This window comes from Streptococcus cristatus, assembly GCF_001578775.1.
GTDB classification, from domain to species: Bacteria; Bacillota; Bacilli; order Lactobacillales; family Streptococcaceae; genus Streptococcus; species Streptococcus cristatus_A.
The window spans coordinates 560,669-569,368 of sequence record NZ_KQ969062.1 but is presented as its reverse complement, the minus strand read 5'-3'; the positions used below and the strand labels follow the sequence as shown (position 1 = coordinate 569,368).

7 protein-coding genes are annotated in these 8,700 nt (G+C 43.6%); all 7 read right to left on the bottom strand.

The genetic code is table 11. The annotated features are described in order from the left end of the window. Positions 1 to 32: 32 nt before the first annotated feature. Complete coding sequence (locus SCRDD08_RS02785; RefSeq protein ID WP_061422345.1) at positions 33 to 1,790, bottom strand: ABC transporter ATP-binding protein; 1,758 nt, start codon at positions 1,788 to 1,790, stop codon at positions 33 to 35. Beyond that, a complete protein-coding gene (locus SCRDD08_RS02780; RefSeq protein ID WP_061422344.1) occupies positions 1,780 to 3,546 on the bottom strand; it encodes an ABC transporter ATP-binding protein in 1,767 nt (588 codons plus the stop codon). Before SCRDD08_RS02780 ends, SCRDD08_RS02785 begins: the two co-directional genes overlap by 11 nt. Then, entirely contained in the window at positions 3,539 to 3,997 is a 459-nt protein-coding gene (locus SCRDD08_RS02775; RefSeq protein ID WP_061422343.1) for a MarR family winged helix-turn-helix transcriptional regulator, read from the bottom strand. Before SCRDD08_RS02775 ends, SCRDD08_RS02780 begins: the two co-directional genes overlap by 8 nt. Before the next feature lie 240 nt (positions 3,998 to 4,237). Then, complete coding sequence (locus SCRDD08_RS02770; RefSeq protein WP_061422342.1) at positions 4,238 to 4,807, bottom strand: hypothetical protein; 570 nt, start codon at positions 4,805 to 4,807, stop codon at positions 4,238 to 4,240. A gap of 29 nt (positions 4,808 to 4,836) precedes the next feature. After that, on the bottom strand, positions 4,837 to 5,247 hold the full coding sequence (locus tag SCRDD08_RS02765) for a peptide deformylase (RefSeq protein ID WP_061422341.1): 411 nt from the start codon (positions 5,245 to 5,247) through the stop codon (positions 4,837 to 4,839). 80 nt (positions 5,248 to 5,327) lie between these two features. Further along, positions 5,328 to 6,227, bottom strand: coding sequence for a fructokinase ScrK (scrK, locus tag SCRDD08_RS02760; protein ID WP_061422340.1), 900 nt, complete (start codon positions 6,225 to 6,227; stop codon positions 5,328 to 5,330). A gap of 311 nt (positions 6,228 to 6,538) precedes the next feature. After that, positions 6,539 to 8,551: a sucrose-specific PTS transporter subunit IIBC gene (locus tag SCRDD08_RS02755; protein WP_061422339.1), complete on the bottom strand. Its 2,013-nt coding sequence runs from the start codon at positions 8,549 to 8,551 to the stop codon at positions 6,539 to 6,541. Between the last annotated feature and the right edge of the window lie 149 nt (positions 8,552 to 8,700).

Here is an 8,700-nt window from a genome sequence, read left to right as displayed (position 1 = left end):
CATTTTTATAGTAGAATATTCCATTGCTATCTTTAAGCTACTTCACTTTCCTCAAACTGACTATTATAGAGGTCCGCATAGAAGCCATTCTGATCCATGAGTTCATCATGGTTGCCCTGCTCGATGATATTTCCATCGCGCATGACCAAGATAAGATCCGCATTACGGATAGTAGACAGACGGTGGGCAATGACAAAGGAAGTCCGACCCTCCATAAGTTTGTCCATGGCTTTTTGAATCAGCTCCTCCGTCCGCGTATCAACTGACGAAGTTGCCTCATCCAAGATCAAGAGCGGCGCATCTTTCAGTAGAGCACGAGCGATTGTCAACAGCTGCTTCTGACCGACCGATAAGTTGACCGTGTCATCCAGCACCGTATCATAGCCCTGCGGCAGAGTCATGATAAAGTGATGAACACCGACCGCCTTCGCTGCAGCGATAACTGCTTCATCTGTCACATGCTCCTGATTGTAAATCAAGTTCTCCCGAATCGTCCCCTCAAAGAGCCAGGTATCCTGCAAGACCATTGAAAAGGCATCGTGAACCTCGGAGCGTTTCATATCCTTAATATCTATACCATCAATGCTGATACGTCCCTTGTCAATTTCATAGAACTTCATGAGCAGATTGACGATAGTCGTCTTACCAGCACCCGTCGGACCGACAATGGCAATCTTCTGTCCGGCTTTGGCCTGGGCTGAGAAATCATGAATAATCGGCTGGTCTGGCTTGTAGCCAAAGAAGATATCTTCAAAGGCAACATCTCCCTTTACAGCAGTAAGCTGCTGCTCTTTATGCTGCTCGTCTTCCATCTCAGGCTCAGCTAGAAATTCAAAGACACGAACCAGTGCTGCACCAGCCTGCTGCAAGACAGTGATTCCTTGGGCAATCTGTGACAAAGGCTGAGAGAAGGTCCGCACATAAACCATAAAGGCGACGATAATCCCGATACTAATAGAGCCATTAATCGCCAGAGCAGCACCGACCAAAATAACCAGCACATAGGCGAAATTACCTGTAAAGAACATGAGCGGCATCATCATGCCAGAGATAAATTGAGACTTCCAAATACTGCTATAGAGATTGTGATTGAGAACCGCAAAGCGCTCCTTTGACTGTTCAATGGCATTGTAGCTGATAACGACATTATGTCCAGAGTACATCTCCTCCACATAGCCGTTAACAGCAGCTAAATCATTTTGTTGAGCAGTGAAATAGCCCTGAGACTTGCCCATGATGAGGCCGACAAAGACAAAACCGACTACAGTAGCCAAAATGGTCACCAAAGCCAAAATCCAGTTCATAAAGAACATAGTCAAAACCACAGCCACCAAAAGCAAGCTAGAAGAGATAACACTTCCTAAACTCTGGTTGAGAGATTGGCCAACCGTATCCACGTCGTTGGTCACGCGCGATAGCGTATCCCCCTGAGAATGACCATCGAAATAGCTCAATGGAAGCTTGTTAATTTTCTCTGCGATGGCCGTCCGTAGCCGCTTGGAGAAATACTGGACAACCGTACTGATGATAAAGGACTGACCGTAGTTGAGCAGGACTCCGACTGCATATAGAATAGCGAGGAGAAAGGCAATCTGAGACACAGCTTTTAAATCAATATTGCTGCCCAGACCTTCTGAAATAAGATTGGTAATTTCTTTTAATTTATTTGGCCCATAGACCGTGATAATGTTTGACAAGACAGCTCCCACAAATGCCAAAGCAAGAGGAAGCTGGAAGCCTTTGAGATAAGGCCGCATCTGGTTAAATAATGAAGACTTCTTATTTTCCATTTTCTAATTCCTCCTTGGATAGTTGTGAGTAGGCAATTTCTTGATAAACCGCGTTATTTGCCAAAAGCTCTCGGTGGGTACCTTGACCGACTACCTTACCAGCATCCAAGACCAAGATTTGATCCGCATCCATGATGGTAGAAATCCGCTGTGCTACGATCAGCTTGGTCATATCCTGCGTTCGCTCAGCCAGTTCCTTGCGCAAAATGCGGTCTGTCTTATAGTCTAGCGCTGAGAAGGAGTCGTCAAAGATGAGGATTTCTGGCTTACGAGCCAAGGCTCTAGCAATAGCCAAACGCTGACGCTGGCCACCAGAGAAGTTGGTCCCGCTTTGAGCCACTTCTGCTTTCAGCCCCTTTTCCTTCTCTTGAACAAAAGGCTTAGCCTGAGCTAGGTCAAGAGCTTCCCACATTTCCTGCTCATCCAGCGGACTTGCTTGACTTTGACCAAAGTCCAGATTGCTCTCGATATCACCAGAGAAAAGCACCGCCTTTTGCGGGATGTAGCCAACCTTATTGCGTAGGTCTTCCAGCTGGTAATTTTGAACATTGACGCCATCTACCAGAATCTCTCCTTCTGTCACATCGTAGAAACGAGGGATGAGATTGACAAGAGTAGATTTCCCTGAACCGGTTGAACCGATAAAGGCTACAGTATCACCAGCATGCGCTGTAAAGCTGACATGCTCAATGACCGCTTCAGAATTCTTAGAATATCGGAAGGACACATCTCGAAAGACCACCTCTCCCTTGCTATCCGCTGCTGCCTTAGGCTGTTCTGGACTGGCGATAGAAGAATGCAAATCCAGCACTTCATTAATCCGGCCAGCCGATACAATGGTCCGAGGCAGGACGATAAAGAGGGCACCCATGAGCAAGAAGCCCATCACAACCTGCATAGCATAGGACATAAAGACGACCATATCACTGAAAAGTGGGAGACGATCCTGCAGCCCAGCCTCCTGAATCAGATAAGCACCAATCCAGTAAATCGCCAGTGTCAAACCGCTAGAAATCCCCATCATAACTGGATTCATTATGGCCATCAGACGATTAATGAAGAGGTTAAGGCGAGTTACTTCATCATTAGCCTCCGCAAACTTCTCATCCTGATAATCTTCAGCATTGTAAGCTCGGACCACGCGAATCCCAGTCAGACTCTCTCTCGTGATGCTGTTTAGCTTATCGACCAAACGCTGCGCCACTGACTGCTTGGGAAAGGCCAGTGTCATTAAGACTGCTGTCATTAGAACATTGACAATAACAGCAATAAGAACAGCAATCAGCCAGTTCTCAGACTTGCCGATAATCTTGGTCATGGCCCAAATCGCCATAATCGGCCCCCTAGTCACCACCTGCAGCCCCATGGTGATTAAGGTCTGCACCTGGGTAATGTCATTCGTCGTCCGAGTTAGCAGACTAGGAATCGAAAATTTCTTAATCTCCGTCTGTGAATAGTCTAGCACACGGTTGAAAATATCGCTTCGCAAACTCTGGGTAAAGCTAGCTGCTGTACGAGCGGCAAAAAAGCCAACCACGATAGCTGACAGCAAACTAGCAAAGGACAAGCCAAGCATTTTCAATCCCGGTTCCCACAAATCTGCTAAAACTGTTCCCGGCGTTTGTAGTAGCTCTGTAATCGTCGAAATATAGGTCGGAACTTCTAATTCCAAAAATACCGTTAGGAAGGTGAAGAGCACACTGAGAACAATCATGCTCACTTCCCTTACCGTCAGCCGTTTAAATAGCTTAATCATCTTTCCCTCCATTTTCTAAACTTTCGATATTCTGATAAAACTTGCTCATGACTTGAGAAAAAATCAACAGCTCCTGCTCAGAAACACCATTCAAAATAGACCGATCAATTTCACCAAAAAAGTCACGGATTTTCTTCATTCTTTCCTGCGATTGCGGAGTAAGACGGATATACTTGGCCCGCTTGTCTGTCTTGCTAACTTCCAGCTGGATAAAGCCATTCTTCTCCATCCGTTTCATTAAGTTAGAGGCCACCGATTTGGAAATATCCAACTCCTGCTCAATATCCTTGATAAGCGTGTCCTTGCCTTCTTCCGCGCGATGGGCAACAATATGCAAGACCTGTCCCTGCGGCCCAGCCATGGACTCAATCCCTTGCTCCTTAGCAAGTTTCTCTACCATGAGATGAATCTTTCGGCCAAAACGCTTCATTTCTAATAAAGGCTTTTCCATCAATTCTTCCTCTCTAAATTAATTCTCACGAGAACTAATTAGTTTTCATGAGAACTATTTTACCACATGAAAAGCAGATGTCAAGAAAAAGTTTCTATGAGAACTATTTTTAATAAAAAAAATAAACTGGAACCAAGAGTCCCAGTTCTACCAATCCAAAGGCTTTTTAATCTTAATATTTTTAACCGAAACAATAGTAGCAAATCCCTGCTCTAGAATAATCTTCCTCATCATTCATTTCTATGGAAAAAGCCACTTGATGTGCGGAGCAAGATTGGAAATTTCTTGATGAAGTTCATTAAAGCTAGTATTTTTCACATCAGCCAAGTCTAAAGAGACCGCACTCTCCTCTTGATTTTTAGGATAGAAATATAAAATTCGACTGGTCGGTTCGGAAGATCTCATCCTAGGTCGAGATATGTCGTATTCAATTTGCTCAATCTCCTGCCACAAGAAGTACTTCTCTCTTTTAGCAGATAAGCCTCTCAGCCTTATTCCCATCTCATCCATCTCTAAAATCGGTGGTTTATGATTCGAAACATAGCCTAGAACAAACATAAAAATAGCGGTTATGCCCATTCCCCAATAGAGCGAATTGAGCATATTGTTGCTTTCTTCAGTAGTATGCCTGCTTCTTTGGTCTTCTTTGCTGGTAGGACTCCTATAAACCAGTTGATTGCTACTATTTTGACTTGTTGACTCAGGGGAGGCCTTCTCCATAGATACAAAAGACATGGTAAAAAAGATAAAAAAGAGTAAGAGAAAGCCTATGACATAAAATTTTTCTCCATCGCGCTGATATACTTTCATTCTATCCCTATCCTTTCCAGATACATTTCCTATATGAGGATTCCTTCCAAATGATCCAATTCGTGCTGGCAGATTTGCGCTGGGAAATCCTCTAACGTGATGGTCTTCTTCAGCCAATTCTGATCCAGATATTCGACAGTGATTTTCTGGTAACGAATGGTTGACCGACTGCCTGTCAAAGACAGACAGCCTTCTTCCGTTTCATAAGCTCCTGATTTCTGAAGGAGAACTGGATTAAACATGACCATGGGCAACATACCATACATAAAAATAATCACCCGCTTTTGGTAACCAATCATATTCGCAGCAAGACCGACACAAGACTCTCTATGAACCAACAAGGTATCCTGCAAATCTTGGGCTAAAAATAGGTCAGCCTTTGTAGCTGGAACTGATTTTTGCTGTAAAAAGAAAGAATCTTTCACAATTGCTTTTTGCATATTTCACCTCAAATGGAAGAGGCTGGATTCCCTATCTCAGCCTCCTTAGTTTATTTGAACACTCTCAACGCCTTGTTTACTTATTTTGCATAGCGTTCGCTAATATCTTTTGCGAGGACAAAATTTCCTAGTGTAGCTGAGCCATTTCCTGCGACAGCCGGTGTAACAATGTAATCACGCACATCTGGCACTGGCAGATAACCGTTGAGCAGAACAGTAAATTTCTCACGAACACGGTCTAGCATGTGCTGCTGCGCCATCACGCCACCGCCAAAGACAATGACATCTGGACGGAAAGTCACCGTCGCTTGAATAGCTGCCTGCGCAATATAGTAAGCCTGAATATCCCAGACAGAGTTATTGAGCTCGATATTTTCACCACGCACACCCGTCCGCGCTTCTAAGCTAGGACCAGCTGCTAAGCCTTCCAAACAACCCTTGTGGAAAGGACAAACGCCATTAAAACCTTTTTCCACATCCATTGGGTGCTGAGCTACATAGTAGTGCCCCATCTCTGGATGGCCTGTACCCCCAACAAATTCACCACGTTGGATAGCACCAGCACCAATCCCTGTTCCAATCGTATAATAAACCAGATTTTCAACGCGACCACCAGCATTATTACGTGCTACAACTTCACCATAGGCAGAGCTGTTGACATCTGTCGTAAAGTAGATTGGCACATTCAAAGCACGACGAAGCGCTCCCACGATATCTACATTGGCCCAATGTGGTTTTGGAGTTGTCGTAATGTAGCCATATGTTTTTGAATTAGGGTCAATATCAATAGGACCGAAAGAGCCGACTGCCAAACCTGCTAAATTGTCAAAACGAGAGAAAAACTCAATCGTTTTATCTAACGTTTCAATCGGCGTGGTCGTAGGAAACTGTGTTTTTTCTACCACATTAAAATTTTCATCGCCCACAGCACAGATAAATTTGGTTCCACCAGCTTCTAGACTTCCGTACAATTTTGTCATTTCAAACACCTCTTGTATTCTTTATACTCCATTATAACATATTTCCATATTGGAAATGGCTCTATATTTTAGATTTTCCTCTGTAAATCTTAGTACTCAAGTAAAAAGAGAGTGGGACAGAAATCGGTAATTCGATAGAATTCGATTTCGTCGTCCCACCTCCGCACAGTTGAGTAGGGCTGTAAAAGCTGATGAAATCAGCGTAGTAGAGCCCACTCAACCACTGCGTCTTGCTCGACAATCCAAAGACAATTGAGAGGCTAGGACTTTTGTCCCAGCCTCTTTCCTTTGTTGACTTTCTATAGCTATGGTTAAGCTTTCACTTCAATAATAGCATCGCCTTTAGCAACAGTTCCTTCTGCTACTGGAGTCACAGAAGCGTAGTCAGCTGTGTTTGTAACGATAACCATAGTCGTGTCATCCAAATTGGCAGCAGCGATTTTCGCAGCATCAAAAGTTCCCAGTACATCGCCGGCTTTTACCTTATCGCCCTGAGCAACCTTTTGGTCAAATCCGTCACCATTGAGGGAGACCGTGTCAATTCCGACATGAATCAGGATTTCAGCGCCATTAGATGTTTTCAGACCGTAGGCATGACCGGTTTCAAAAGCGATGGTCACTTCTGCATCAGCCGGTGCATAAACCACACCTTCGCTAGGCTTGATGGCAATCCCCTGTCCCATTGCTCCGCTGGAGAAGACCGGATCATTGACATCACTGAGCGCTACCGCCTGACCAACGATTGGAGAAAGGATGGTTTCATCTTGGAGAGCCGCTGGAACATTACCAGTTGTTTCTTCTTCGACAAGTTTTTCAGTTTCAGCTTTTTCTTCAGCAGTTTCTTCGTCTTTGTATCCGAACATATAAGTCAGAACAAAACTCAAACCAGTTGTCAGAACAACCATAAAGATATATTGCAACAATTGACCATTCAGGTAAAGGAGTGTACCTGGAATAATTGTGATACCGAAACTTGTACCTGCAAGCCCCATAATAGAAGCTAACCAACCACCAACAGCACCAGCACCCAGTCCAATTACAAACGGTTTAACAAAGCGCAAGTTAACCCCGAAGATAGCTGGCTCAGTAATACCCAATCCTGCAGAAAGTGCTGCTGGGAATGCAAGAGCCTTGAGTTTTTTAGATTTTGTCTTCACAGCTACAGCCAAAGTCGCACCAGCCTGAGCTGTCATAGCAGCAGTGATAATCGCATTAAATGGATCTTTCCCAGTCTGAGATACCAATTGAGATTCCAGTAAGTTGAAGATGTGATGGACACCAGTTACGACAATCAGTTGATGTACTGCACCAATAATCAAACCAGCAAGACCAAACGGAAGGCTAAGAAGGAACTCTGTACCATTCAAAACATATGACTCAACAATGTGGAAGACTGGACCAATTACAAAGAGTCCCAAAATAGACATTACAAGAAAAGTAAGGAATGGAACAAGAAGAAGGTCCAAGACATCTGGAATTTTCTTGTGCAGCCATTTTTCAAATTTCGCACCAAACAAACCTACAAAGAAGGCAGGAAGCACCGAGTTTTGGTAGCCAACCACCGGAATAAAACCAAAGAAGTAAATTGGATGAGCTTTTGTTGCTGTAACTTCGCTAGCAAATTTCAGACTTCCTAGAACATCCATATTAGCAATTTTGTCTAAAATATCCTTAGAAGGATCAACAGCAAATTTAGTAGCCTGACCAGCTACATCCCAAGCATTTGGAAGTGCTGAGTTAACCATCATTAGACCAAGAACCAAACCAATGATGGGGTTCCCGCCAAAGACTCTAAAAGCTGACCAGCAAATCAAAGCTGGGAAGAAAGCGAAGGCTGTATCAGTTAATACTACTGTATAAGTATAGAAGTCAGTCGATTTGAAAGCATCCGCTGTGGTACCAAATAAAGATAAAACTTGATCCTGAGCAATTGCTCCACGAACTCCCATAAAAAGACCTGTCGCAACAATAGCTGGGAGAATTGGCACAAAGACATCACCGAAAGTACGGATGGCACGTTGAAACCAATTCCCTTGCTTAGCAGCTTCAGCTTTCATGTCATCTTTTGATGAAGTTGGCAAACCTAAGGCTACAACTTCGTCATAAATCTTGTTAACCGTACCTGTACCAAAGATGATTTGGTATTGGCCTGAGTTAAAGAAAGCTCCCTGAACTTTTTCTAGATTCTCGACAGTATTTTTGTCGATCTTTCCTTCATCTTTAACCATGACGCGCAGACGAGTCGCACAGTGGGCTACACTGTTAACGTTCTCACGTCCACCCAAGGCTTCGATGACCTTTTTTGCAATTTCAGTATTGTTCATTTGCAAAAATCTCCTTATAAAAATATTGTAAAACTTTTTGAAAGCGATTTTATCGCCTTTACGAATATTATTTTACCATGATTCAAAAATATGTCAAGCGTTTTGCAGAAAAAATATTTTTTTACTGCTAAATGTTGATTTTTCAGCAG